This window comes from Paenibacillus taichungensis (assembly GCF_050994985.1).
Classification (GTDB): Bacteria; Bacillota; Bacilli; order Paenibacillales; family Paenibacillaceae; genus Paenibacillus; species Paenibacillus taichungensis.
In genome coordinates this window covers 5,599,647-5,626,076 of the sequence record NZ_CP194720.1, presented here as the reverse complement: position 1 = coordinate 5,626,076, position 26,430 = coordinate 5,599,647, and the positions used below count along the sequence as shown (strand labels likewise).

Annotated in this window: 25 protein-coding genes; 12 read left to right on the top strand and 13 right to left on the bottom strand. The window is 48.2% G+C overall.

The features are described 5' to 3' along the window. Positions 1-272: 272 nt before the first annotated feature. The 4 genes from ACR1R9_RS25325 to ACR1R9_RS25310 form a co-directional block, all read right to left on the bottom strand. A complete protein-coding gene (locus tag ACR1R9_RS25325) occupies positions 273-923 on the bottom strand; it encodes an amino acid ABC transporter permease (RefSeq protein WP_076290687.1) in 651 nt (216 codons plus the stop codon). A gap of 52 nt (positions 924-975) precedes the next feature. Then, on the bottom strand, positions 976-1,698 hold the full coding sequence (locus ACR1R9_RS25320; RefSeq protein ID WP_433922401.1) for an amino acid ABC transporter permease: 723 nt from the start codon (positions 1,696-1,698) through the stop codon (positions 976-978). 103 nt (positions 1,699-1,801) lie between these two features. Further along, entirely contained in the window at positions 1,802-2,635 is an 834-nt protein-coding gene (locus ACR1R9_RS25315) for an ABC transporter substrate-binding protein (RefSeq protein ID WP_433922402.1), read from the bottom strand. A 32-nt stretch (positions 2,636-2,667) separates the two neighbouring features. Then, on the bottom strand, positions 2,668-3,420 hold the full coding sequence (locus ACR1R9_RS25310; RefSeq protein WP_079695864.1) for an amino acid ABC transporter ATP-binding protein: 753 nt from the start codon (positions 3,418-3,420) through the stop codon (positions 2,668-2,670). Between the two features lie 437 nt (positions 3,421-3,857). Here ACR1R9_RS25310 and ACR1R9_RS25305 point away from each other — a divergent pair, with 437 nt between their 5' ends. Continuing rightward, positions 3,858-5,471: a glycoside hydrolase family 28 protein gene (locus tag ACR1R9_RS25305; RefSeq protein WP_433922403.1), complete on the top strand. Its 1,614-nt coding sequence runs from the start codon at positions 3,858-3,860 to the stop codon at positions 5,469-5,471. A gap of 115 nt (positions 5,472-5,586) precedes the next feature. On the opposite strand, the gene ACR1R9_RS25300 is transcribed toward ACR1R9_RS25305, so the two are convergent. Continuing rightward, complete coding sequence (locus ACR1R9_RS25300) at positions 5,587-6,438, bottom strand: helix-turn-helix transcriptional regulator (protein WP_076290682.1); 852 nt, start codon at positions 6,436-6,438, stop codon at positions 5,587-5,589. Positions 6,439-6,696: 258 nt separating this feature from the next. On the opposite strand from ACR1R9_RS25300, the gene ACR1R9_RS25295 reads away from it, so the two are divergent. Then, the gene (locus ACR1R9_RS25295; protein WP_063566267.1) at positions 6,697-7,155 is read left to right on the top strand and encodes a cupin domain-containing protein; all 459 of its coding nucleotides are present in this window, start codon (positions 6,697-6,699) and stop codon (positions 7,153-7,155) included. Positions 7,156-7,250: 95 nt separating this feature from the next. Here ACR1R9_RS25295 and ACR1R9_RS25290 read toward each other — a convergent pair whose 3' ends face one another. Continuing rightward, positions 7,251-8,078, bottom strand: coding sequence for an aldo/keto reductase (locus ACR1R9_RS25290; RefSeq protein WP_076290681.1), 828 nt, complete (start codon positions 8,076-8,078; stop codon positions 7,251-7,253). A 336-nt stretch (positions 8,079-8,414) separates the two neighbouring features. Between ACR1R9_RS25290 and ACR1R9_RS25285 the strand changes: the two genes are divergently transcribed. The 5 genes from ACR1R9_RS25285 (at position 8,415) to ACR1R9_RS25265 (ending at position 11,963) form a co-directional block, all read left to right on the top strand. After that, positions 8,415-9,671: a DUF445 domain-containing protein gene (locus ACR1R9_RS25285; protein WP_163761634.1), complete on the top strand. Its 1,257-nt coding sequence runs from the start codon at positions 8,415-8,417 to the stop codon at positions 9,669-9,671. 157 nt (positions 9,672-9,828) lie between these two features. Continuing rightward, positions 9,829-10,035 carry a hypothetical protein gene (locus ACR1R9_RS25280; RefSeq protein ID WP_433948868.1) on the top strand — a complete coding sequence of 69 codons (207 nt, stop codon included), beginning with the start codon at positions 9,829-9,831 and terminating at the stop codon, positions 10,033-10,035. After that, positions 10,022-10,303 carry a hypothetical protein gene (locus ACR1R9_RS25275; protein ID WP_076290678.1) on the top strand — a complete coding sequence of 94 codons (282 nt, stop codon included), beginning with the start codon at positions 10,022-10,024 and terminating at the stop codon, positions 10,301-10,303. The genes ACR1R9_RS25280 and ACR1R9_RS25275 overlap by 14 nt, the downstream gene beginning before the upstream one ends. A gap of 82 nt (positions 10,304-10,385) precedes the next feature. Continuing rightward, positions 10,386-11,636 (top strand): lipase family protein, encoded by a 1,251-nt coding sequence (locus ACR1R9_RS25270; protein ID WP_433923656.1) that lies wholly within the window; start codon positions 10,386-10,388, stop codon positions 11,634-11,636. Positions 11,637-11,690: 54 nt separating this feature from the next. After that, entirely contained in the window at positions 11,691-11,963 is a 273-nt protein-coding gene (locus ACR1R9_RS25265; RefSeq protein ID WP_076290677.1) for a hypothetical protein, read from the top strand. Between the two features lie 173 nt (positions 11,964-12,136). Here the strand turns inward: ACR1R9_RS25265 and ACR1R9_RS25260 are convergent, their stop codons facing one another. The 4 genes from ACR1R9_RS25260 to ACR1R9_RS25245 form a co-directional block, all read right to left on the bottom strand. After that, positions 12,137-12,904: a YcnI family copper-binding membrane protein gene (locus ACR1R9_RS25260; RefSeq protein WP_246318071.1), complete on the bottom strand. Its 768-nt coding sequence runs from the start codon at positions 12,902-12,904 to the stop codon at positions 12,137-12,139. 276 nt (positions 12,905-13,180) lie between these two features. Next, on the bottom strand, positions 13,181-14,896 hold the full coding sequence (locus ACR1R9_RS25255; protein WP_433922404.1) for a copper resistance CopC/CopD family protein: 1,716 nt from the start codon (positions 14,894-14,896) through the stop codon (positions 13,181-13,183). Between the two features lie 159 nt (positions 14,897-15,055). Further along, entirely contained in the window at positions 15,056-15,712 is a 657-nt protein-coding gene (locus ACR1R9_RS25250; protein WP_090904095.1) for a response regulator, read from the bottom strand. A 1-nt stretch (position 15,713) separates the two neighbouring features. Then, positions 15,714-16,544, bottom strand: coding sequence for a sensor histidine kinase (locus tag ACR1R9_RS25245; RefSeq protein ID WP_433922405.1), 831 nt, complete (start codon positions 16,542-16,544; stop codon positions 15,714-15,716). Between the two features lie 302 nt (positions 16,545-16,846). Here ACR1R9_RS25245 and ACR1R9_RS25240 point away from each other — a divergent pair, with 302 nt between their 5' ends. Further along, positions 16,847-17,014 (top strand): hypothetical protein, encoded by a 168-nt coding sequence (locus ACR1R9_RS25240; protein ID WP_162842449.1) that lies wholly within the window; start codon positions 16,847-16,849, stop codon positions 17,012-17,014. Between the two features lie 128 nt (positions 17,015-17,142). Here ACR1R9_RS25240 and ACR1R9_RS25235 read toward each other — a convergent pair whose 3' ends face one another. From ACR1R9_RS25235 to ACR1R9_RS25225, 3 genes are all read right to left on the bottom strand, one after another. Continuing rightward, the gene (locus ACR1R9_RS25235) at positions 17,143-18,975 is read right to left on the bottom strand and encodes a bifunctional diguanylate cyclase/phosphohydrolase (protein ID WP_099858660.1); all 1,833 of its coding nucleotides are present in this window, start codon (positions 18,973-18,975) and stop codon (positions 17,143-17,145) included. Between the two features lie 254 nt (positions 18,976-19,229). Then, positions 19,230-19,862: a DUF5317 domain-containing protein gene (locus ACR1R9_RS25230; RefSeq protein WP_076290672.1), complete on the bottom strand. Its 633-nt coding sequence runs from the start codon at positions 19,860-19,862 to the stop codon at positions 19,230-19,232. A 239-nt stretch (positions 19,863-20,101) separates the two neighbouring features. Then, complete coding sequence (locus ACR1R9_RS25225; RefSeq protein ID WP_433922406.1) at positions 20,102-21,544, bottom strand: hypothetical protein; 1,443 nt, start codon at positions 21,542-21,544, stop codon at positions 20,102-20,104. A 277-nt stretch (positions 21,545-21,821) separates the two neighbouring features. On the opposite strand from ACR1R9_RS25225, the gene ACR1R9_RS25220 reads away from it, so the two are divergent. From ACR1R9_RS25220 to ACR1R9_RS25205, 4 genes are all read left to right on the top strand, one after another. Next, a complete protein-coding gene (locus ACR1R9_RS25220; protein WP_076290671.1) occupies positions 21,822-22,853 on the top strand; it encodes a BMP family lipoprotein in 1,032 nt (343 codons plus the stop codon). A 104-nt stretch (positions 22,854-22,957) separates the two neighbouring features. Further along, on the top strand, positions 22,958-24,457 hold the full coding sequence (locus ACR1R9_RS25215) for an ABC transporter ATP-binding protein (protein ID WP_076290670.1): 1,500 nt from the start codon (positions 22,958-22,960) through the stop codon (positions 24,455-24,457). Next, complete coding sequence (locus tag ACR1R9_RS25210) at positions 24,454-25,521, top strand: ABC transporter permease (RefSeq protein WP_024632283.1); 1,068 nt, start codon at positions 24,454-24,456, stop codon at positions 25,519-25,521. Before ACR1R9_RS25215 ends, ACR1R9_RS25210 begins: the two co-directional genes overlap by 4 nt. Further along, positions 25,505-26,428 carry an ABC transporter permease gene (locus ACR1R9_RS25205; protein WP_076290669.1) on the top strand — a complete coding sequence of 308 codons (924 nt, stop codon included), beginning with the start codon at positions 25,505-25,507 and terminating at the stop codon, positions 26,426-26,428. Before ACR1R9_RS25210 ends, ACR1R9_RS25205 begins: the two co-directional genes overlap by 17 nt. The last annotated feature ends 2 nt before the right edge of the window (positions 26,429-26,430 follow it).

Here is a 26,430-nt window from a genome sequence, read left to right as displayed (position 1 = left end):
CTATAAAATGGTTGAATAAGCTTCTCTCGATTCGTTAGATATGGGTGGGAAGTTCGTGAATTTATGAGCATAATTGTTAGCCCCAAAAAGACTCCAAATCCACTACATACGTGGCTTTGGAGTCTTTGGGACGCTTTCCTTCTTTTTATCAATTCGGTTCTTTCCTTCATATCTATTTCCTTCGTATCTAATCAACCATGAAGCCTAGATTGCTTCAAGTTACTTCATGTTACTTCATGCTTCATATTCTTTCTTGCCTTATTCCTTTCGTATCAAGTCATTCGTGCTTCAAGCCGCCGCGCCACAATGGACAATGTGTAGTTGATGACGAAGTATAATACGGCTGCGAGTAGCAGGGCAGGGATGACGTAATCGAAGCTCTGCCCCCCGAGGATCTGCACATTGTGCATCAGTTCCGGCAGGGAAATGATGATCGCCAGTGAAGTATCCTTCAGCAAAGAGATGAACTGACTCACCATCGGTGGCGACATGCGCCGCAAAGCCTGGGGCATGATGATGCCGCCAAGTGTCTGCATATAGCTTAGGCCGGAGGAACGGGCGGCTTCCACTTGACCACGTTCAATCGATTTGAGTCCGCTGCGGACAATCTCTGCGATCATGGCGCCTTCGAACAGACTTAGTCCAACGACCGTGGACCAGAAGCCAGACATCTTGATTCCGAGCTGGGGAAGTACGATATGAATGAAGAAAATGATCAGCAGCAGCGGCAGATTCCGGATCGTATCCACGATAACGGCCACAATCTGTGACAGTACCGGAATTCGCGTGTATCGAACGGTACCGAGCACGGTGCCGAGAACAAAGCTGAATACAATCGACAACCCTGCCACTTGCAGGGTAATCAGGAATCCGTGCAGCAGGAAACGAAGGTTGGGCCAGGCATAGGCCCCGCTAAAGTCCATGGATCATCGGCCTCCTTCTGTGAGTAGGACAAGGGTTAGAATGAATGTCTGTTTACATGGTGACCTGGCCCGTTGGTTTGGTCTTCTTTGGTTTGCCTTTGGCACGGCTGGCGTCCGCATCACTTTGTCCAAAACGGCGCTCCATATAGTGGACCAGGAAGCTGAGCGGCAAAGTCAGCACCAGGTAGAACAGCGCAACAATGGTGTAGACGCTCAGCGGCAGGAATGTATCCGAGTTGATCAGATCGGCAAAATACATCAGATCCATGCCCGCTACGACCGCAAGGATGGATGAATTTTTGACCAGATTGATAAACTGGTTGCCAATGGACGGCAATACAATCTTGATCGCTTGTGGCAGTATGATCAGGTTCATGGCCTGTACGTAGGATAGACCGGAAGATCTCGCCGCTTCTAACTGCCCGCGAGGGACCGTCTGAATGCCCGCCCGGATCGCTTCGGCAATGAAAGCAGCCGTATAGATGGTCAGACCGAGTGTACCTGAGATGAATCCATCCAATGAAATGCCAAGTGCCGGCAATCCGAGATAGAAGAAAAACACGACAAGCAGCAGCGGGATGTTACGGATAAACTCCACAAAAGCGGTGCCGATCCAGTTGAGTGGTTTGATGGGGGATATCCGAAAGATAGCCATTACTGCACCCAGAATAAAGCTGCCAATCAAGGCCATGATGCTCACTTGGATGGTATTGAGGAACCCTTCCAGGAATCGATCCGAATGTTTGATCAGTATGCTGAAGTCCAATTTGCCCATGTAGGCGAAGCCTCCGTTCTCCAGAGGTAGAAGCGGTGATTGCGGCCTGCTCATGCATCGCATATCACAGGCTAATTCGCCGCTTCACCATCATTAATCGGGGTTACTCTGGCTTGCTGCCCAGCCATTTTTCATGCAACGTATCATATTCACCGCTGTCCTTCAGGTTTTTGAGCAGGCTGTTTACTTCTTCGACGAAGGCTGTATCGCCTTTGCGAATCGCTATGCCGTAAGGTTCGCTCGTGAAATTGCCACCAACCAGCTTGTAGTTGTTATCCGTCTGCTGCATGCCGATCAGAATAATGTTATCGGTCGTCAGAGCTTCGCCTTTACCCGCCTTGAGGGCTGTGAAGGCATCCTGATAGTTATCGAATTCGAGCACCTCGGCATCCGGGGCTTTTTCGCGAATATTTTGCGCAGAAGTCGAGCCTTTGACGGCAAGAACCTTCACACCGTCGAGACTTTCCAGACCGGTAATCGCGCTATCGTTTTTCACAAGCAGGGATTGCCCGGCTTCAAAATAGACATCGCTGAAATCCACTTGTTCCTTGCGTTCATCCGTAATCGTCATCGTTGCGATGATGAGATCAATGTCGCCGTTTTGCAGCATCGGAATGCGCGTTTTGGACGTTACTTCCTTCAGTTCTACTTTCGTTTCGTCTCCAAGAATCTGTTTGGCGAGTGCCTTGGCGATATCAATATCGAATCCTTCGACTTCGCCACTTGCGGGGTCCTTCAAACCGAACAATTTGGTGTCGTATTTCACGCCGGCAATGAGCTTACCGCGCTCTTTAATTTGTTCAATCGTGCCTTTGGCTTCGCTACTCCCACCAGAACCACCGCTGCTGCTACTTTCCTCTCCGGTGCTACAACCGGACAATACAAGGGATAGAATCAAAACAAGCATAAACGACGGCCACTTTAATACATTTTTCATTTGGTAAAGACCCCTTTCAAAATGGATTATTCTCAGTGGTGAATCAGACGACTCAGGAATTGCTTGGCCCGTTCTTCTCTCGGGTTGTCGAAAAATTCAGCGGCGGAGGCTTCTTCCACAATTCGGCCTTCATCCATAAAGATGACTCGGTCTGCGACCTCGCGCGCAAATCCCATCTCATGTGTAACGACGACCATCGTCATCCCATTGTGGGCAAGAGACCTCATAACATCCAGAACTTCCCCGATCATTTCGGGGTCCAGTGCAGAGGTGGGTTCGTCAAAAAGCATGATTTTGGGCTCCATGGCAAGACCTCTTGCGATGGCTACACGCTGCTGTTGTCCACCGGACAACTGGGAAGGATAACTGTCTGCCTTGTCGGCAATGCCTACTCGGGTCAGATACTTCATCGCCGTAGAGGCTGCCTGTGCTTTGGGTTGTTTACGCACCTTCATGGGTGCAAGGGTAATGTTGTCGATGACTTTTTTGTGAGGGTAGAGATTGAAGTGTTGAAATACCATGCCGATGTCACGGCGGAAGAGGTTGATGTCCACCTTTTTCTGATGTAAAGGGACACCACTGACGACAAGTTCACCTTCGGTAATCGTCTCCAGACGATTGATGCAGCGGAGCAGTGTGCTTTTGCCTGAGCCGGAAGGGCCGATAATGACAACGACTTCTCCTTCTTCAATGTGAAGATGAATATCTTTGAGGACATGAAAATGGCCAAAATGTTTCTGGACACCCCTAAATTCAATCAAGAGACCCCATCCTTTCTGCAACATCTGTTTGTAAAAGGAATAATAAGGAATAAATTGAAACTAGTTATTTAATCATACATACTCATCCTGCTAAAGGCAATTGGTTTGTGATAAAACATGACATAAGTAATGGGTTTTATAGGGCCATAGCCAGTAATTATGTTATATATTTGTTATATTGACAGCCTCTTTGTGACGAATCCTGACAGAAAAATGAATCCATTCTCCTAGTTGTTTTACAACCATTGGAATAGATGTATAGAGTATACTGGAAGAGATGTTTACTTTATGACTCTGATCATAAAAACAAATAACATCAAATTCTGAATCGTACATGGCAAAAAAGCTCAACCTTATGCCCTATGGCATTGATATGATGGAGCGAGAATGCGCTTTCCGGTAAGCGATACAATACTAAAAATAGTCCGATCCAATTATAGGTAGAGAGGATGTTCTGAACGATGAATACATATTACTCCCCACTTGGTACAGGAGAAGGTGTTGAATCCGATACGAAGGCTTATGAAGTGAGTTTACCTGTCATCCCTGCACGGGATTTTCAGATTACGGATTATGGTGCGGTAGGGGATGGCTTGACGGATAATACCGAGATGTTCCGACTGGCTATAGCAGCTTGTGCAGAAGCGGGAGGTGGCCGAATTGTCATTCCAGCGGGTGTTTGGTTAACGGGTCCAATTGTTCTCCGCAGTCGAATTGAGCTTCATGTCCAGGCGGGGGCTCTGGTTACGTTCAGCCGTAATTTCGATCAATATCCCCTGATTGCGTCCAGCTTCGAAGGTTGGCAGGCAGTGCGATGTCAGTCGCCCATTGATGGTGAGCAGCTGGAGGATATTGCGATCACGGGTGAGGGGATTTGGGATGGCGGTGGAGAGGCATGGCGTCCGGTAAAACGATCCAAGATGACCGCGTCGCAGTGGAATCGACTGGTCTGTTCGGGTGGTGTAGTGGAGCATGCTGGCGGAGACGAAGCCATCTGGTGGCCATCGACTTCTGCTCTTGAAGGCGGTGCGATTGCGAATCGTCTGCATCTGGAGCAAATGTGTGATGTGGCTGCTTATGAGGAAGTCAGAGACTTCTTGCGTCCTAACATGGTCAGCTTACGTCAATGTAAACGAGTGCTTTTGGACGGCCCGACGTTCCAGAACTCGCCTGCATGGAATCTGCATCCGTGGGCATCCGAGCATGTCACAATTCGTAATGTGAGTGTACGGAATCCTTGGTTTTCCCAGAATGGTGATGGGCTTGACATTGAATCTTGCCGTCATGTCCTTGTGGAGCAGAGTGTATTCGATGTTGGTGATGATGCGATCTGCCTGAAATCCGGCAAGGATGCAGAAGGCCGTGAACTCAGTCTGCCTTCGGAATATATTACGATCCGCAATTGCACTGTGTATCACGGCCATGGCGGTTTTGTCATTGGCAGTGAAATGTCCGGTGGCGTGCGGCATGTCCGGGTCTCGGATTGTACGTTTATTGGAACGGATATTGGGCTTCGCTTCAAAAGCGCGCGTGGGCGCGGCGGGGTCGTTGAGGATATTCAGGTGGAGCGCATTTATATGAAAGATATCATAATGGAAGCTATCTCGTTTTCCTTTTTCTATGCCAATCAGGAGGGTTCCGCTCGTGGTAGCGACTTGGCTCAGGAGGTCAGTGAGGAAACTCCGGTGTTCCGAGATATCCAGATATCGGATGTGGTCTGTGCAGGAGCGGAAACCGCGTTATTGGTGAGTGGACTGCCGGAAATGCCGCTGGATGGTCTGGTCGTTCAGGGATATACGGTGACGGCTCGTAACGGGGTGCAATGCGCCCATGCGAAGCACCTACGAATCGCCGAAATGAACGCACATATTACTGAAGGATCGTTGATTCATTTGCATCAGTGTAAGGGTGCGGAGCTGGAAGCGATTGAGGGAGTGGGTGCGGATGGTCGGCTTCTAATGGTGACAGGACATGAATCGGCAGGGATCGTATGCCGGGAAAGTGATGCAGATACAGAGGGACGCCAAATCTCCGTTGGTCCTGAAGTAAGAAGTGGTGTAATTATCCGCAGGTAAAAAGGGGCCAAACTAGTATACGCTTAGCATATCACCGCGGGCATCTCCTGGCTCGCGGTGTCCTGACAGGTCGTCGCATGACAGACGTCTGGCTTCGACCAGTCGTTTTGAAGATCTATCGATGTTCTTTGCGATAGCGAAGCGGCGTGGTCCCGGTCACCTGTTTAAACGTTTTATTAAAATGGGCTGTATGCTCAAATCCTACCTTCTCCGCAATCAATTGCACCCGTTCCTGAGTGGACAGTAAACGTCTCTGTGCCTCCCGAACCCGGGTAACACGTAAATATTCGCTGAAGCGAAATCCGGTAAAACGGCTGAACATCCGGCTCAAATAGGATGGACTGATATAAAATCGCGCTGCGGCCTCTTCTAATGTGAGGGGCTCGGTATAATGATTGTTCACATAAGTGACGATTTCACTGATCTTATCCTGCATGGGATGATGCGGGACTGGAGAAGATTGCCGAGTATCTTCTTCAACCCGGTGGATCTGAATCAGGATCTGGGCAAGCAGGCTTCTCACCACGATTTCATAATGAGGGCGCCGCTCCCGGCATTCTTGCAGCATCTGCCACAGCATTCGTTCGATCTCGGGCTGTTCCGCATCAGGAAAGTGCAGCAGCCTTGAACGATCGAAGGGAAGTAGACCACATATTCCAAGCTCCATCCCGGTTGCAAAAGAAGGTGAGAATCCGATCAGGATTCGTTCAAAGCCGGGAAGGCTACCTTTGGACGTCGAATGTACATCATGGGGATTGATCAGGATCAAATCACCTTTGCGGGCGGTAAGAAGCTGACCATTCATGGAATAGACGCGTTCTCCTTCAAGCAGATAATACAGTTCGTAAAAAGGGTGTGCATGAGGCTGTGGCATGGCGTTCCCGTCGTGTCTGCTCATGTGTTCAATGGTGAATGAACTCTCGCCAATTCGATATTTGGGTCCAATCCGATCCTCTATAACACTCATAACACGTCTCCCCTCTGCGCCAGCTGATTTACGGTTAATATCCATATCATAACGGAAAATCCAGTTTGTTGTAAACGCTATCATTTGTGTGTGGGTCCGACCAGACGAAATGAATAGAATGCGGGTGGAATGATTTTCGGCAAGCTTAGATATGGTGTAAAGGTGACAAAAGTCTATTCATGTTTTACAGTAGGGGGAGTGAGGCTAACCTCTGGATAGGGGTGTCTCCAATTCGATTTGGAAGGAAGGAAACAGAATATGACGACACATGAATTATCGCCACTCGTTGCTGCATTGAATATGCAGCCACACGTTGAAGGCGGTTGGTATAAGGAAGAATGGAAGGCATCGTATCAAATTCCACAATCCGTACTGCCGGATACATACTCAGGCCCTCGATTCTCGGCAAGTTCGACATACTTCCTGCTGCACTCGCATGAAGTCTCGGAATGGCATACTGTTTTGTCCGATGAGCTCTGGTTGTGGCATAGCGGCAGTCCGGTTGAATTGAAATTGGGCGGCAACGGGGAAAACCCGGAAAATGAAGAAGTGCTTGTGCTGGGGATGGATATTGCTGCGGGGCAATCGCCGCAGGTACTCGTTCCAGCCGGAGTATGGCAAACCGCACGTCCACTGGGTGATGAGCCTGTACTGGTAACGTGTGTTGTAGCTCCAGGTTTCCACTTTGATGATTTCAAACTGGTTTCCAAAGGCTAATATAACCATAAATGAACAAGCAAAATCCCGATCCAGTTGCGTTGCATCCGGATCGGGATTTTTTGATGTTTTCTAGCTTTGATTATATATTGATGTTAAAAGTTAAAGTTGTCCGGATCGGAACCAAAGCGCTTATTCTCGTTCAATTGATTAATGCGTTCGATTTCTTCTGTAGTCAACTCAAAATCGAACAGGTCCGCGTTATCGCGAATGCGCTGTGGTGTAACGGATTTAGGTATGGTCACAATACCATTTTGCAGATCCCAACGAAGAATGACCTGTGCCGGTGACTTGCTGTACTTGGCAGCGATGTCCTGAAGAAGCGGATGCTCCAGTAGGTGTCCCTGACCCAGTGGAGACCAGGCTTCAATCTGGATCTGATGTTTGCTGCAGTACTCCCTTAGCTCCGTTTGGATCAACAGCGGATGCAGTTCCACCTGATTCACTGCAGGTTTAATGGTGGCATCGGTCATCAGGTCCTCCAGATGGTGAATCTGGAAGTTACTCACCCCAATGGCGCGGATGCGTCCTTCCTTATGCAGCTTCTCCAGCGCTCTCCAGGTATCCTTGTACTTGCCTTTGACAGGCCAGTGGATTAGATAGAGATCCAGATATTCCAGTTCGAGTCGTTCCATGCTTGCTTCAAAAGCTGCCAGTGTGGATTCGTAACCTTGGTCCCCGTTCCACACTTTGGTGGTAATGAACAGATCCTCGCGGGCGATTCCAGATTCACGAATACCCTGAGCTACACCCGTTTCGTTGTTATACGCTTTTGCTGTATCGATACTGCGATAACCTGCTTGAATGGCCGTTTTGACGGCATCAACCACTTCTTCTCCATCTTTAACTTTGAATACACCAAAACCCAGCCAAGGCATTTTGACTCCGTTATAAAGTGTCGTTGTGTCCTGCACGTGTTTCATGGTCCGAAATTCCTCCTCTGATTCATTCATTATTCCATTATGTAATTACCCTGTTGACCGCCGGCCAATCCTAAATGGAGGGTCGTCTGTATTGATTATACTAAAACCTTTTTGGTAATGGAAAAGAATACGACCATTTCGATAGGAAAAACCCCTCTTTTATCCTTTTTGGCCAGCCAGAGGTTTGGTTTTGACGCTTACGGGTGATAAGATGAAGTATACGAAATATGGAAAGAGAAGCTTTCCTATGGAATGGATCACATGAAGAACAGAGGAGCACGGGAAAGTTGGGTGTCATTGAACCCGTGTGATTAACGATAAAGGAGTAAGAATACAATGGCTAAACCTAAACAAACCAAAAAAGCAGCAGCCTGGTCTCTCGTTGTTATGGGAGCAGGATTTGCCGCATCATTGCCGTTTCAGGGCGGTGTTGTAGGCAAACTGCTCGTAGGGTCATTTGAAGCGGGGTTGGTAGGTGGACTTGCGGACTGGTTCGCCGTAACAGCGTTGTTCCGTCATCCACTGGGTATTCCCATTCCCCACACGGCATTACTGCCCAAAAATCGGGACAAATTGACCGAAGGCCTTGTCTCCGCAGTGGAAAATAACTTGCTGAACAAAGATAGCATCACCGAGAAAATTGCGGGTTTCAAGGCAGCAGAAATCGTTCTGGATACGATGACAAGGGAGCTTCACAACGATGGAGTCAAGACCATGATCGATACACTCTGCAAACGAATCCTTGCAGGCCTTCCGTTGGAGCAGATTGCTCCACTGGTTGCGGGCGAGATCAAATCACAGGCAGGAGCCTTCGACTTGGGTCCGATTCTGGAACGGGCTTCGATCCAGATGAGTGAGCGTGGATATGATGCCAAAGCACTGGACTACGGTTTGAAGCAGGCAGAAGAATGGCTGGTGAAGCCAGAGACCATTATGTTTTTGGGTGAAAGTGGCTTAAAGGCGATCAGTGGCATCCAGATGAATGGATTAATGCAATTTGCGATGAATGCGTTCATGGGTTATCTGAACGAGGAGCGTCTGGGCAGCATTTTGCAAGGGTATCTGTTTGACCGAGTAGAGGACATGAAGCGAGAGGGCAGCGCTCTTCGTTACAAAGTGCTCGATCTGTTGCGAACCCAGGCTATCCGGCTAGCGATGAGTGAAAGTGTGCAGGATGGAGTCAACGGCTGGAAAAACAACATGCTGGATGGATGGAACGCAGAGGAAACCGTGCTGAACAAACTCATTGAATTGAGGGATAAGGCGCTCGCTGCGATGGAAGATGGTCAGTATGTGGAGACGTTTGCTTTACCTGCGATTGAGCGGGTATTGTCTGATTTGCGGTCAGACGATGCTTTATTGGCAGGATTGAATGCCAAGATTGTGGAAGGTGTAACGACGCTGCTGGAGAAAAACCATTCCAAAATCGGCAACCTCGTGCGCGAAAATGTCGACAAAATGGATAATGCCTCACTGATCTCCTTGATTGAGGATAAAGTAGGGCAGGATCTGCAGTGGATTCGGATTAACGGGGCCGTTACCGGATTTATAATCGGGATTGCACTGACCGCCCTGCGGATGGTATTGGAGTAAATCATTGAAATGGCAAGATTAGGGCCGCTCTCTGGAGCAGGCTCTTTTTCGTCTGGGAAATTTATGAATAGGCAACTGATGCAAAAACAGTTGAATTGGGTAATGTACACCCGAATGCTCTAATGGAATCATTTAGGAACAAAGTTACATAAAAACGATGCCAACAGCCGATGTGATCATGTTGATTTTGTACTATGATGCAGTTAACAGGAGAATAGAGTGGATACAGGAATATATTTTAATGATTAATGAAAAAGAAAAGGTGATTGATAATGAGATTGAAGCGGCGATTCGCAAGTATGTTTTTTTTGATCATACTATCCACTTTTATTTTGGGAGGGTGTCAGAACATGAAGGAAAGTGAAAAACAGGCCTATTTTAAAGAAGCGGAAGCAGAAGCCGTAAAATATCTGAAAAATAAATATGAACTAAATGTAGTCATCACGAATAAAGAGTTGTTACCCGAGATGGCGCTTGATTCTATAGCTATGGAAGGACATGTGGTGGAACATGAAGAGCAAGAGTTTACAATCTCGTACGACTATGAGGATAAAAAGATCAAAAATTTTGGCATGAGTCCGGCAATTAAGGAAGCGATTATAGCTAAGGGATATGATCCGTTTAACAAATAAATCATAATTCAGGATTGATTTTCTTGGAGGTGCAGAGGTTGTGAGTAATTCACCAAAAATTGATGATGAGACATACAACAAGATGTCTGAATTAGCATATGAGAATCTGAAATCAGGTATGGAGTTTGAGAATCTTCCTGGATGGCAAGTTCTTGAAGACACGCATGGAAACAAAAAATCCGGTTTTGATGCGGTGACCTTCTACAATTCGGAGACCAAACAGGCGGTTATCGCATATCGGGGGACGGAGGGAAGTGCTTCGTTGGATCGCAGCGCCCCCGATTATTATGCAGACGCTCAAATCGGTTTGCCTGAGCTTGGCCGAAAGATCGAACAAAGTACGGATTTTACACCGGATTGGTTGGCAAATGGCATTCAGAAGGTAAGAGATGTTACGGGGATCACTACAGTCGAGAATGCTGTGGGAGAACTGGATAAAAAGCTGGATAAAACGTTCAGTCTGGGACCAAACCAGATGTATGAGGCGGAAGACTACGCCAATGATATGCGGAAAAAATACAAGGATCTGGATTTCTCGCTGACAGGGCATTCGCTTGGAGGGGGAAATGCCCAATATGCGGCCGCATACACGGGACTCTCCGCAGTGACCTTCAGCGCGCCTTCTGTGATCTCCAGTCTCACACCAGAGGCGAAGCGAAAGGCTGAAGAGGGTGGGTTTGATAGCCAAATCATTAACTATGGGCATCCCGGAGATTTTGTGACCAGCGGATTTTTTGGTGGATATGATCGTCATGTAGGTTCCATGTATTACATCAATTCCAACTACAAGGATATGAATGATGACATGGGCATGTGGGATAAAATCAGTAACACCTTTGGTGGCGAGGAGTACCACAGTCTGAAGCAGTATGAGTTCGAGAATGGCTATGTTTCCAACGATCTTTACGATCCGGTTACAGGCGAGCACATCGGTTATTCTCCGCGTCAGCCGTCCAATGTCCTGTCTGATCTCGCAGCATTCATGCGGAACTTGGGTGCGCAAGCGGGCAGTCTTGCAAGAGGTATGGCCGCGGCAGCAGGAGCGTCTGGCCTGATTCAGGTAACGCCTGAGGAACTCAAAAGTGTCGCTGCCCGGTGGAAGCAAAATGCACAACAGTGTAATGCAGAGTTGAACATAGTACGGAGCCGGATGGCTCAATACTTGCATTCCAGCCGCAGTCGCAGACTTGAGCCTATCGTCACTCATCTGGATGCGTCTATTAACGAACTGAGCACATGGCATATGAAGCATACGAGTCAGTTCTTGAACTTTATCGAAGAGAAGGCGGAAGCCTTCCGTCAGGCAGATGAGAGTCAAGTCAGTTTTAACTAGAATTTTGCATGAAGGGCCTGGCGATTGGAACTTACATAAAGGGAGGGATCACGAGTGAGCGGACAATTGCTGGTAGAGTTGAATGATCTTCGGATTGCTGAAAAAGAATTGACTCAGTTGCTTGCCCGTCTCCAGGCAGATGAGCAGGAGGCGAGAAGCTTATACAACCGTCTCGACGACTGGAAGGGACAATCGGCTGATTATACAAGGCAGCAGATCGAAGCGTTCTTCGCAGGTCTGTCTGGACGGATACAGTCGATTGAACAACAGAAGAAGAGCTTGCTGCAATACATTGAAATCATGATCCAGACGGATCAGGAACGGTAGAGCAAAGGGCGGTAAGTGACGCTGTTCATCATCAGTGATCGTAAGCATGAGTCTGAAATCGAGTTAGCGTATGTATACAGATAACAAAAAGGAGCCTCGGCACATCGGGATAGACCCCGTTCGCCAAAGGCTCCTTTCTTTTTATGTCTACATACAAGACTGCATGTTAGTTCTTAACGTTTTTTGCGGCGTGTTGCCAGAGCGATACCCAGGAAGGACAGGATCAACGCCAGAATGGATACGATCAGTGTTGCCTGTTGCAGCTTCAATGTGCCGGGGTCTGAATCCGTGTTGTTTGGCTCACCAGTAACGGTGTCGTTCAACGCATCACCCAGTGTGGTATCGTCGTTTGCCTTCGTATCATCACCCGTTGCTTCATCATCATGACCCGCATTGCCGGCTGTACCTGCGCTATCATGACCTCCGCCTGCAGCGGCATTACCTGCAGCAGCAGGATCTTGGCTGATTGCCGTGATACTGTGCGGGTTGCTGTCACTTGGTCCGCCTGTCCATTCCACGATGCTGCCATCGCTATAATACTGGAACGCATCCCAGGCTACTTCCGTTTCGGCATCCGGATTCTGTGCTACAAAGTTGAACTGCTGGAATTGACCAGCCAGAATTCCTTCGTTATCTGCGTCCACTTCCCAAGTAATTGACGTCACTTCATTGGAATCATTTTTTTCAGTAGTGATTTTCCAGCCTGCGAGTGGTTGGTATTGCTTGAATGCAACGCCTTGCGGTACTTTCAGCGTGACTTTGGTGGTAGGCAGCTCTTTTTCGGATGGAATCTTGATGCTATACGTCTGCCATGCACCTGTCTGTGCCACGGTTGGGTTAACGGTAACGTGTGCGCTGGCGAATCCAGCAAACAGCATTAGTGCAGCAGCTCCAGCAGTAAGGCTGGATGTCAGTTTGGAAGTCCATGATGTTTTCTTCAAAATAATTTACCCCTCTCAAATCTTATCATTTATGTTTCGGCCCATTTTCTAAAATAAGTGCCTGATGTGCTGCAAAGTCACCGTTCCGGTTACGAATCGTTCTTTCAATCGCTGTTATTCCCAGATTTTTTTGATTCACTTTATAAGTGAAAATCCGGGAATAAATGCGAACGTTACACTTTTCCAGAATCGATTTCGTCCCCTTCACTACAATTGCAGCTTATTGAGACACTGATTTTAGATTGAGTCGCGTTTCAAATCTGAATCGGTCTATACCTACGGATTAGCAGTGTCGATCTCAAATTCGGTATCCAGCGAATCCAGAGATCGGGTTAGCAGATGCACCTTGATGTTCCAGCGTCCTGGCATGGAGATATATTCTTCTGCCTCGTATACGCCAGTATCATTTTTCGGAATCGTGATCTCATAAATGCCCATATCCATATCCAGGTGGGTCAGTGAAAGTGTGATCTGTTCCAGATCGTTAACTGTAGTGCCGTCCGGTTTCTTCACGTCGACTTTGAACTGATTCTCTCCGGTACGATTTGGGCTTACCTGAAGTGTAATTGTGGTCCCGTCATCCGTAGTCTGTACTTCTTTATAAGGTCCTGCGGCTGCCGGTTGTCCGGGAGACAAGTGTGTCAGCACGGCAGCCAGCGCAAGCACGACGGCTCCAGCAATCAGTTCGGCCTTGAGGGTGCCAGCGAGTCGGTTGCCGCTGCTTGCACGTGCCATTCTGGCATGACGCCCAGCCAATACAAGCATTACAACAAGCAAGACAACTTTAGCGATAAGCACGAGACCATACCCCGTTGTGAACAGGGACGTAAGTATAGGTGCAGGCAAAATGATCAGGCTGCTATATATCCCTGTAGCGACGAGAGCAGCAACAGCACCGATACCCCAAGCTGTAAATCGTCGGATCGCCGTCCAATAGACTTCTCCTCGCACCGTGGAAGGCAGTTTATCCGCGAGCGGAGGTAGACACACAGCCATGGCGGTTAAAGCGCCGATCCAGAAAGCGGCTCCGATCAGATGAATGAAGTCCATTGCAATGGCGAGTGTGCGTTGTTCCGCTGCAGCTGGATGTCCTGTCATCGCATGAGTGAACAACCAGCCAAGAACGAGGATCAGTGATCCGTATGATGACCAGATCCGGATACGCAGCGAGCGATCCCGGTCATATCCGGAGAGGATGGTAACCGCCAGCAACATCACAATGAGTATCTGTACCATCCAGATCTGGCCAAATGACGTCAATTTAAGTGCACTGCCCATCAGTGCCCAGCTGAACTCCCCGATGGAAACGCCTGATTCATACAATGTGTTCAGAGGCAGGCTGATCAGAGCGGCAACAGAAGCGGCGCCATAACTGATCCATAACAACCTATAGCTTCTTGGCACTTCCAGTGGTTCTCTCGCCATGGAAGCAGGCGCAATTCGAAACAGCAGGAAAGCAAGTGTGCCCAGAATCACAGACAACCCCAGATATTGAATCCAGTCGGTCAGCGACAAAATCCATTTTAACGGTCCGCCAACCTGGCCTGAACCTGAGGTTAAATCCGCGAGACCGGCAGGAGCGCCAGATGGTTCCCCAATATGAAACACATAGGCTCCCTGAATGGGGTGGCCATCCGCAGATACAGCCTTCCAATTCACGGCGTAGGTTCCGTTTCCAAGTCCGGTCCGCAGTCCGGTCTCCAGAATATGAGGACGATCCTCATCGACATGCACATTGCCGTCATCTGCTTGTGTTCCGTCAGGTCCGGTGATTTTAATATCAAAGAAGGCCGTCTGCAAAGACTCGTTGAACTCGAGAGTCAGGCGTTCAGGTGCAGTCGCAACCAGTTCATTTTCACCTGGTGAGGCCTGCACGATATAAGCATGGGCCGATGCCCATTGTGGCATAACAAGGCAAAATAATAACATCAGGGCGCCCATCAATGCCCAGTGCCGTTTGCCCAATTTCGTGGTGAACCTACTCAAAATCAAAAAATCATCACCCTTAGGTCTAGAATTGTAAGTCATTCTTTGTTATCCGAGCACAATCTATACCATTATAACTTTGTCCAAAATAACACCGTATGACTACATTGGGCTATAAAAAAACGAAATGATCCATAGAATTGTGACAAAAACATGAATGTGCCGCTATTTACGCAGCTTACGCCCTGCTAGTCCGCTTTCCAATGCATAGCGGGTTAATTGCACACGATTTTCGAGATGCAGTTTCTGTAAAATATTCTTCAGATGATTTTTCACCGTTTGATCCGAAATGCCAAGTTGGTCGGCAATCTCACGATTGGTATAACCCGCAGATACCCATTGCAGGATCTCTAGCTCCCGCGTAGTCAGGGGATTATCGGGTACATCTTCCGTGCGAGGTGCAGGGAACTCCTGAAGGATTCGATAGGCAAGTTCCTTGCTCAAGGGTGCATCATCACTGACGATGGCGCGAAGGTATTCAAGCCAGGTGGAAGGAGCCAGATTTTTGAGCAAATATCCTTGAGCTCCCTGCTTCAGTGCTTCGAACAGGTACGTGACATCATCCGATACAGTGACCATGACGATAATGACATAAGGAAAGCGCAGTTTGATCTGGCGGGTGGCTTCCAGCCCATCCATATCCGGCATCTGCACGTCCATCAAAATAAGATCGGGCATCCATTGCCCGGTAAGCTCCAGTGCTTCCAGCCCAGTCGAAGCGGTACCAATAACCTCAAACAGGCTGTCCTCGGATAAAATACTGCAGATCGCCTCACGCGCATGCGCGTGATCATCGACAACCAATACCCGTACAAGTTCCATATTAAGCATGCCCCTTCCCAATGGTTATTCGTGTGTAACCTGGCCTTGAATCAAGGGCGAAAGACCAGCCCATCTGAACTGCACGTTCCTTCGTAATTCTCAAGCCGTACCGATCCTTCAGATGCAGTGGATCCCCGCTCACACCAACACCGTTATCCTGAACGAAGATCGACCAGACAAAAGGAGTCCCTTCTGCTGTCACTCGAATATCTGTAGCCCGGGCATGTTTACGTACGTTAAGTAGTGCTTCCCGAATGCAGGCGAGCAGCTCTACCTGCTCCTTTGGAGAGAAGAAGGTGCTCTCCAGATTCCATTCCAGACGCGCCGAAGGAACCGTCTCCTCTATAAGTAATTCCACCTGTGACAGCAGGGAGGTTCCTTCCGGTACTGCCACTTGTCCAGGTACGTAGCGGAGCTGGGCGATGGCCTGCCGTACGTAAGCGTTGACCTCATGTACGGTTTTGCGTATTTCCCGAATGTCATTCTCGTGGCCGCTTCCAGCCATACTGCGCTCGGCCTTGTCTGTTTTTACCGACAGGAGAAAAAGAGACTGCGAGATGCCATCGTGAAGCTCACGGGCCAGTTGGTCCCGAGCTTCGAGTGCCACTTTGGAAGCGCGCTCCTGCTCTAGAGCAGCCCTGGCACTTTCCAGCATTTTAAATAAGCGACTTAGCAAGGTGACACTTATGAGGTAAAGGATAAGGGGGGTAAGCCAGTTGCCCGCATCCATGGAAAGGTAGGGCATCAGAAATTGATGACGGATGTATTCCCAGAGTCCCACCGTGAATGTGGGGACCAACAGAATCATCCATTTAATCTGTTTGTATGACATGAATACAGAACTCCTTTGAGATAAGGTCCAATTATATGTATCTGTTTCAAGGGTTGGCACCATTATAACGCATGCTTGCTTCAGACCCTAGTCTGTCTTTCTTCGGAGGAAGTTCGGGTGGATAAGGGAGCATTTAGAAGGATATCTAAGAACAACATGGGGTGAAATTATGTCACGCAGGGTGAGCCTTGATGAATACAGATGAGTGGGGCTGTATCCATTTTCCCTATTGAAGAAGGTCCTCTATACTTATATAGAACACAAATTCATTACAAAAGATGTTAAGGAGTGAACGCAACAACATGAATCAAGAGGTATTGGAACGTCGCAGCGAGTTGCTCAAGAAGAACATTCATCAAATGCTTCTTCAAGACAATCAGCACGGAATCAGTCGTCAGGATAACATGTTTTTGCAGCAGATGATTAAAGAGCTGCATCAGACTTCACACGAAATGAATACCACTCGATAACGCAGAATCTGCACAAGAATGAAATAGTCTGGTGCATGATTCATTCCATGATGAACATGAAAATGGCGCTATCCCCGATTAGGCCGGGGGTAGCGCTTTTGGCTTTGTAAGGGGTAATTCTACGGGTGTTACACAAGTTGTTGCTGCACCGTTCGTTTCTGAATATATCGGATGAACAATTCGGCTAGCTCGGGATCAAACTGAGAACCGGAGCACAGCTGTAGTTCCTTGATTGCTTCGTCCACATTTTTCGTTTCCTGATACGGTCGCTCTGTCGTCATTGCGTCAAAGGAATCAATCACCGTGAGCATCCGGCACAACCTTGGAATCTCACTGCCTTTCAGACCATAAGGGTAGCCTGCCCCGTCATACCGTTCATGATGCAATTCGATATAGGGAATGAGATCGGCAAAACGCTCGTTGGTCATGGCCATCTTTTTGCCCCAAATGACATGTCCCTTGATCGTTTCCCACTCTTCAGCGGTAAGTTTCTCTTTCTTATTCAGGATGGACCACGGAATCTCCAGCTTCCCGATATCATGAATTAGTGCGCCCAGTACAAAATTCCGCTTCTCCACATTATCGAGTTCCAGCAACTCACTTAAATCGAGAGCATACTTATATACGCGTTTGGAATGTTTGAATGTATCCATATCCTTATATCTGAACAAGTTGAGCTGCTGCTCAATGTCGCGCACATCCTGCACCAGATCAATCTCTTGCTCCATACCGTCGTTACTGCCGTGGCGATGCACATTGTTTTTGCCCTGTTTTTTGGCATAATACAGTGCTTTATCCGCCTGATCCACAAGTTGTGACTTGTTGTACATATCGATCTCATAACGAGCAACACCTGCGGAGAACGAGAGACAACCGTGCGGAAAAACTTCCACTCCTTCAAAAGGTGTATCGTTCAGCTGCTTGCGCAGCTTGTTCATGAACGCATAAGCCTCGTCCAGGTCCATACCTGGCATGAGTAAGGTGAACTCTTCTCCGCCGTAACGAAAGGCGGTAACGGGAGTGCCTTCCGTCTTCCGACTGAGGAAATCTCCGAGAAGAGCCAGCAGGCTGTCGCCCTGGAGGTGACCAAAGCGGTCGTTATACTTTTTGAAATCATCAATATCGATGAGACCCAGTGAAAGCGGGGTTCCCTGAGAACGGGCGTTACCAAGCTCGGTTTCCAGCATACTTTCAAAATGGCTGTGGTTAAATAAACCTGTGCGTTGATCCGTATTGGCCTTTTCCTCAATACTTTGATACATCACAAACAGCTGTTTGAACGCATGCGATAGCAAAATGCTAAGACTGAGGTAGAGCAGCAGGCCGAGAACGCCGTTATGCACAACGAGAATAGTCAGCACAAGCGCCAAAATCAGTGTACATAAATAGACGAGCAGCGATTCGGTAACGAACACACGCTTCATCTGCTGTAACGCATCCTTAGTTGAGAAATGAAAAAACAGGCCAAGCGTGATTGTATTGATGATGAAGTAGGCTGCAAGTGCCGCAAAATAGGGCAGCAAGTTATATCCATCCAGTGCTCCCGGAATTCCTCCAGTCCAAGTAAATACATAAGCCGCTCCAGCAATCATAAGGCTATAAATGCTGAAATTGACGATATGTTTCCACCAGGTGAGTTTGCGATCCTTGATTAACAGAATGAGGGAAACCGGCAGCAGTACAGACAGACTGAATGCACCACCAAACATGAAGATACAGGCGAGGTACACGGAAGAGTCCATGGATTGCTGATTGCCTTTGGGCGGAATTTGAAACGTGAAATAATCCAAAATCAGCGCCGCACCGAGCATCGTGTATACCATTACCCATTCGTCAGAGGATAGATGGAGATAAGACCACTTGTTCATATACAGAAAAATACCGATGCCGGTGCAGCTAAGCAAGACGACATACATGCTGCTCCGATCTGCTTTATGGATAAGGTTACGAATAAAGTTCATAAAAATTCTCCTGCTTGGTTTAGTCTGCTCTTGATGTGAATATATCGGCTTGTACTATATTGATGTATAACATAACAAGTTACCTCCCAAAAATCCAGAAAGAAAAAACAGGCCGCTGGCAGCCTGTTTGTCTTGGTTGGCGAAGTATATGTACTAGCCACCCAGCTTGTATCCCGAAGTCAAAGCAACAACGACAGAAGCTACGATGATTGCGTTGATGACGAGACGGGAATATTTAATGCCTTCGAATTTTTTCATGGAAAAGACCTCCCTTCCTTGGAGTCTGTCCGAATCTCTTCAGGCCTGATGGAATTCACTGGCTGCAAAGCTTCTCCGGTTCGATTCACCATCATGTACTGAATAAACAGGAATATGCCAATGTTCATGACCACATCACCAATGCTGATCACTTGAGTCCGTGGATAAGGGCTGGACAGTGGGATGATATCACCTAGGAATGAAAGATGTGTAGAAGCATCCATCATATAGTGCTTCGATACCGCTCCACCTTCGCGCAGCATATCCACATAATAGGGACCAAGAACAGCAGAGGCTTCCACAGAAACTGGCATACGCCCACCGTTCACCGCCATGACGATGAAATTGAGAAATACACCGATCCAGATCAACGTAAAACCTTTGTAATGTCGATTAAGCCACAAAAATGCTAAACCTGTGACATAAACGGCAGCAAACAGGTACCCGTTGATAGATGCAACCCAATCAAGCCTTTCCTGCAAGAAAAAGATGAAGAACTGGGCCAGCAGCAATAGCGGAAAAATCCATCCGCCTCGCAGCTTGAGTGCTGCAAACTGGTGGAGACCATACCGAAATCCTCCCCGGAACAGTCCAACGATCAAGCCAAGCAGAATGCCGTCGTATACCATGATTAACTCCTGTCTTACAGATATGTGTAAACGTGATTGCGTGTTTGTGTACCTATGTTATTCGACCTTTTACTGGTAAATCCTGCAATGGAATATAATTTTTTGAGAAGAAATTTGTAAAAAGATAAATAAAAAACCGTCTCTACGAACCAATGGGTCGAATCCATTGTAAAGTTCGGTAAAGACGGCTTTATATTATGTCAAATTGCGAGCTTTAATGCACCTAGCATATGTTCAGTTTATTCCGATTCCCCGTTGAGATAATTGAAGAACGGGTGGTCAACCCAGAAGGTATAACTGGAGATGTCCGCATCAGGGGCCAGCTTACGGAAACCTTCCTGAATTGCTTTGGAATTCTCTTTAAGGGAGAAGGATTGTGCGTAATAGTTGCCAAGTGATATTTTATTGTTGGCAATGACCGGATATTCCGCGAGAGCAGTCGGTGAATAATAGAGCGGCTGCCACCAGGAAGCATGGATCAAGGCAGAGGTGTCATCGCTATTCTTTTTGGCATACTTCAATATAATGTCGTTGAAACGGGCTTTGTCCGCTGTGTTATTGAACTCGAACTGAATGTCATATTCTTTGGCGTAGGCGATGTAGTTGCCATTCTCGATCTGGGTTACTTTGTAATCCGGTGTTTCTTTGGGCTCTCCCCATTCCTTCAAATAGATGAAGGCAGATGTTTTCGGTTGGAACTGTACGTCAGCATCGATGCCTTCACTACGCAACAGTCCAACTAACTGCACCGCATGTTTAATATCATCATGACCGTAAGTTAAAGTCAGTTCATCGATGAAGTTGGAATCAAAGCGACTATCCTTAAGATTGTAACCTGTGACGAGATCATTCCGCAGAGCTTGATCCACAATGGTTCGAAGCTCCGGTGCTTCTATTAAATCAGCAGTGCGATAGGCAGCGTACAATTTGGAGTAAATGTCAGCGTCGCCGGAACGGCCAATTTCATTTTTATATTTACCCTGACTGGTTAATACCCGTCCAAGCAAAATGTTGGCAAAATCGGAACTCGCTTCGCCACCCTTACGGAGAGCGGGGTAAAGACTTTCAGGAATCAGACCTGTATCAATGGCAGCGGCCAGTTCCTGCGCGGCTTGTCCCTGAACGCGGCTTGAGCTAATGCCCAGTTTCGCAAGTGCCTTTGCTGTTTTATCTTCAGGATATGTATAGGCCAGCTCTTTGAATCCGGCTGCTTTGACTGCGATGAAGACAGCAGCATAAGTGCTCAGTTGGTCATTGGCACGCACTTCCGTACCGGATAGGATGCCGTTGTTATATAAGGAAACGGCAGCTTTATAAGTAGAATCATTCGAGTTCAGATCAGTAAAGGCTGGAGCCTTAACTTCACTGTTACTTGCTTCATCTGTAGCAGGAGCAGCTTGATCGGCTTCAAGAATGGTAGCAATCGCCTTGATGAAGTCACCCTTCGTTAATTGTTTCGGTAATTGGATATTGTATTTGGCTTGCAGGAATTGCGCGTAATCGGCTGCACTCTCGGTATAGACTGAAGGAGCTTGTGCTACCGGTCCTTTAACAGCCTGTGAGGTCGTTTGTCCGGCGGGAGTGGCGGATGCTGCGGATACCGAAGCGGGCAAGCTGAGGCTGCCGAGTGTAACCGGAGCGGCGAGCAGAGCGGCCAGTGTGATCTGGGTGATTTTTTTCAAATGAATAGCCTCCTCAAAATAGGGTTGGAAAATAAATAAGATTGCGTTATAATTCTGACAAATCCTATCTGAATATAATAATTGGATTGACTTTAGCATGGAGCAGCTCTGGATGTCAACGGAAAAAACCTTGGTATAGAGAGGCTTCGGAGGCTCTGCCGAAGGCAAATCAACTATTATATTCCATTTAGTGTATCCGCTCAAAGATTTATTGACAAGGATCGACAGTATCCGCTAGGATTATAAAAAAAGAATAGTGAAAAGGGGAATTTTCAAAATGAAAAGAGGTTTATCGTTCGTCTTATCGATCATCATGTTGGCTATATTGCTGGCGGCTTGTGGAAATTCTGCTTCCAAAGACGAACAATCGGCCCAAGGTGGCGACAGTGAAAAATCACTGCGCATGGCGCTTGTACTTCCTGAAAAAATCGGGGTAAACCCGTTCTTCGTACAGATGGATGAAGGTTTCAAAAAAGCAGGCGAGGAATTCAAGGTAGATACCAAAACAATTGAATCGACTGACCCGGCCGCATTTGAGCAAAACCTGCGTGCTGCAGTTGCTGAGAACTATGATTTGATCATTACAGCGACATTCCAGGCAGAAGATGCATTGAAAAAAGTGGCTGCTGAAAATCCGGACAAGTCCTTTGCTATTGTGGACACAACGGTTGATCTGCCTAACGTTCGTAGCGTTGGTTTCCATGAATATGAAGGAGCGTACCTGCTTGGTGCAGCTGCCGGACTGTCTACGAAAACAGACAAAGTCGGTATGATTGCCGCGATGGACGTTCCATTGATCAAGAAATATACAGAAGGTTTCAAAGCTGGTCTGGAATCAGTTAACCCGAAAGCGGAATTCCTTGTGAACTACGTTGGTGGATTTAACGACCCGGCCAAAGCAAAAGAACTTGCGTTGGTACAATTCGGCAAAGGTGCTGACTTCATCGCTGGAGCATCTGCTGTAGGTGATCTGGGCGTGTTCGAAGCCGCGAAGGAAAAAGGCTTCTATACTTCCGGTCAGGATACAGACCGTACCGTTGAAGATCCGGAACATATTGTATTGTCTCAATTGAAGTCGACCGATACGGTTGCTTATCAGACAGTGAAGGATTTTGTAGAAGGAAACTTCAAAGCAGGCGCTGTGAACTATGGCTTGAAAGAAGATGGCGTAGGCCTGACGTATGTAACACGTGACAGCGAATCTCCATTGAGTGCTTTTGTTGGACAAGAGGTTATCGACAAGGTTAAAGCGATCAAGGATGATATTGTATCTGGCAAAATCGTTGTGAAAGATCCATTGCAACAATAGTATTCTTTGTCCCATAGGACTGAGTGATTGAGTTGATCAGCCGGCTGCCCGATCAGGCAGCCGGTTTTGCTGCTATTTAAGACCGAGAGGAGAGAACGCGAGATATGCTGTTGGAGATGGAGCAGATTACGAAGAAATACGGCGGCTTCACCGCTAACCGGGACATCCGTTTTAATTTGCGAGAAGGAGAGATTCATGCCCTCGTGGGTGAGAACGGCGCTGGTAAGACAACCCTGATGCGTATGTTGTATGGTATGGAGCAACCGACATCAGGCACAATCAAAGTTCGTGGACGCGAGGTAAGCTTCGCAACTCCGTCTCAGGCCATGGCAAGTGGTATCGGCATGGTGCATCAGCATTTCATGCTGTTTCCTTCCTTTACGGTTGCCGAGAACATCGTGATTGGCCGTGAGCCGTCTGCGGCAGGGGTATTTGACCGCAAACAAGCAGCGGCCCAGGTGAATGAATTGGGCAGAACGTATGGTATGCCAGTTGATCCGTGGAAAAAAGTATTCGAATGCCCTCTGGGCATGCAGCAGCGTGTTGAAATTCTCAAGGTGCTGCATCAGGGCGCAGATATCATTATATTGGATGAACCATCAGCAGTACTGACACCGCTGGAAGTGAAAGAACTGCTCGCGAATATGAAATCCCTTGCCAAGTTGGGCAAAACCTTTGTATTGATCACGCACAAGCTGCAGGAAGTCATGGATGTAGCAGACCGGATTACGGTTCTTCGTGATGGTCAGGTGACAGGTACATTGGAAGCAAAAGACACGAATGTAGAGGAACTGTCCCGCCTGATGGTAGGTCGTGAGCTGGTTCGCATGAACAAGCAGCCATCCGTTCCGGGAGAAGCTGTGCTTCAGGTGGAAGCGGTAAATCTGTCAGGAGCAGAGGATCGTTCTGCGCTCAAGGATATCCATTTGCAAGTTCGGAAAGGCGAGGTCGTTGGAATCGCGGGTATTTCCGGAAACGGTCAATCTGAACTGATCCAGATCATTGCGGGACTGCGAAAGGCAGATAGCGGCCGCGTCCTGCTGTCAGGGCAGGATACAACCAATTGGCCAGTGCGGCGCATTCGGGAGCATGGACTTGCCCATATCCCAGAAGACCGTTATATGTGGGGAGCGGCGAAGGATGCGAGCGTTCGTGAAAATGGACTGATGGGCCACCATCACCGGCTTCAATCAAAAGGTATCATTAAAGCGAAGGCAGCACGGAACATGGTGGAGAACTGGATCAAGCAGTTTAGCATCAAAACGGGTTCTGCAGAAACGAAGGCGCAGTTCCTTTCCGGCGGTAACTTGCAGAAGCTGATTGCTGCGCGTGAATTTGCCCAGGATACGCCGTTTCTGATTGCGGCTGAACCTACACGGGGTGTAGACATCGGAGCGATGGAGACCATCCACGCTGAATTGCTGCGCAAACGGAATGAAGGTGCGGGTATTCTGCTCGTTTCCTCGGAATTGTCTGAGATTTTGCAATTATCGGATCGGATCATTGTTATGTATGAAGGCGGAATCGCCGGGGAACTGAAGGCAGATGAAGCAACAGAAGAACAGATCAGCTTGTTGATGGCAGGAGGGAAAGAGCGGATATGAATCGGGTAAAAGAAACACTTCGCGGACTCGTACAGCCGCTGCTCGCCGTATTCATCGGTTTGCTGGCAGGTGCTGTAGCCATTCTGGTCGTTGGCGGGTCCGTGGTGGATACGTATGCGGAGATGTGGAAAGGAGCCTTCGGTAACTTCTACTTCTTCACCAACACATTGGCACGTTCGACGCCCATTATTCTTGCGGGGCTGGGCGTAGCCCTGGCGTTCCGCGCCGGATTTTTCAACATGGGTGCAGAAGGACAGATGGTTCTTGGCGGACTTAGTGCAGCGCTGACGGCGCTCTACCTGCCGGGTCCAGGCTGGTTTGTCTGTATTGCAGCTATTGTGGCGGGAATCATCGCCGGTGGAGTCTGGTCACTGTTTGCAGGCTGGTTGGATGCGCGCTTTGGCATGAATCTGTTGATCACAACGCTGCTGCTCAACTATATTGCAATATATTTTGGAGGATACATGGTATCCTACCCGTTTAAAGACCGCACGGGATCGGCGGCAATGGCTCAGACGCCTATGATTGATCAGAGTGTCTGGCTGCCGAAGCTGTTCCAGGGCATGGGACTGCATGCCGGCTTCATCATTGCTATTGTGGCAGCGATTCTCATCTACTGGTTCACACACAAGACAGTAACCGGTTATGAGATTCGCATGTTGGGAAGCAATCCTTCGTTTGCAACGTATGGCGGTGTGCGCCGTATCCGCATGATGATGCTGTCCATGATCATCAGTGGTGGACTTGCAGGCCTTGCGGGTGCAGGGGAAGTGCTGGGTACACAGTACCGTTTCCTTGATGGGTCGTTGTCATCGGCAAGTTATGCATGGAGCGGCATTATGGCGACTTTGCTTGCCCGGTCGCATCCGCTAGGAACAGCTGTGGCGGCAATCCTGCTTGCAGCGTTGCAGACAGGTGCTATGGGGATGGAACGTAATACGGATGTACCGCTGGAAGTCGGCAGTGTCATCCAAGCGGTATTGACGTTATTTGTATCGGCTCAGATCGGATATTCATTCCTGAAGCGGAGAAAGGAGAAAAAGTCCAATGCAACAACTGTTTGATGCAGCCATGTTTGGCTCTACCTTGCGGATTATGACGCCGATCCTGCTTGCAGCGCTCGGTGGGGCTTTATGCTCTCGTGTCGGTCTGTTCAACGTGGGTCTGGAAGGACTCGTACTGATCGGTGCTTTCTCCGCTATTGTCGGTAACTATCTGTTCGGCAATGTACTATTGGCCGTACTATTCTCGATTGTGATCGTCATGTTGTTCTCAGCGCTATTTGCCTTTATCAGTATTAATCTGAAGGCCAACGCCATTGTGGTCGGGATCTCGCTTAATTTTCTGGCGACAGGACTGACGACTTTTGCGCTTCGTGCGATTTTTGATGTAAAAGGTGCTTACTATGACAAGGATATGGTGGGACTCCCCAAATGGGACATTCCTCTTATTAAGGACATTCCGTGGGTAGGTGATGTCATCTCAGGGCACAGCCCGCTCGTGTATCTCGGGATTATTATCGTAATTGCCTTGCAGTTTTATCTGTTCAAAAGTGTCTCCGGTTTCCGTCTTCGTTCGGTTGGCGAGAATCCGGTAGCGGCACAGAGTATCGGCATCAAGGTGCGCGGTATTCAATATGGTGCAGTTCTGATGTGCGGCGTATTGTGCGCCCTGGCGGGTGCACAGTTATCGCTCGGTCAGGTTACGATGTTTACCGAAGGCATGACCGCAGGTCGCGGCTTCATCGCATTGGTAGCAACGATGCTGGGTCAAGCGAATCCGCTTGGCGTTATGGGGTCCAGTGTGCTGTTCGGGTTCATGGAAGCTCTTAGTATCCGATTGCAGGGCTTTGCGCTACCAACTCACTTTACCATGATGCTGCCGTATATTGTGACACTGGTGGCGATGTTCTTCTTCAAGGACCGTACCTATGCACAAGACGCACTGAAAGCGGGCGGAAGCTCGCGTTAATT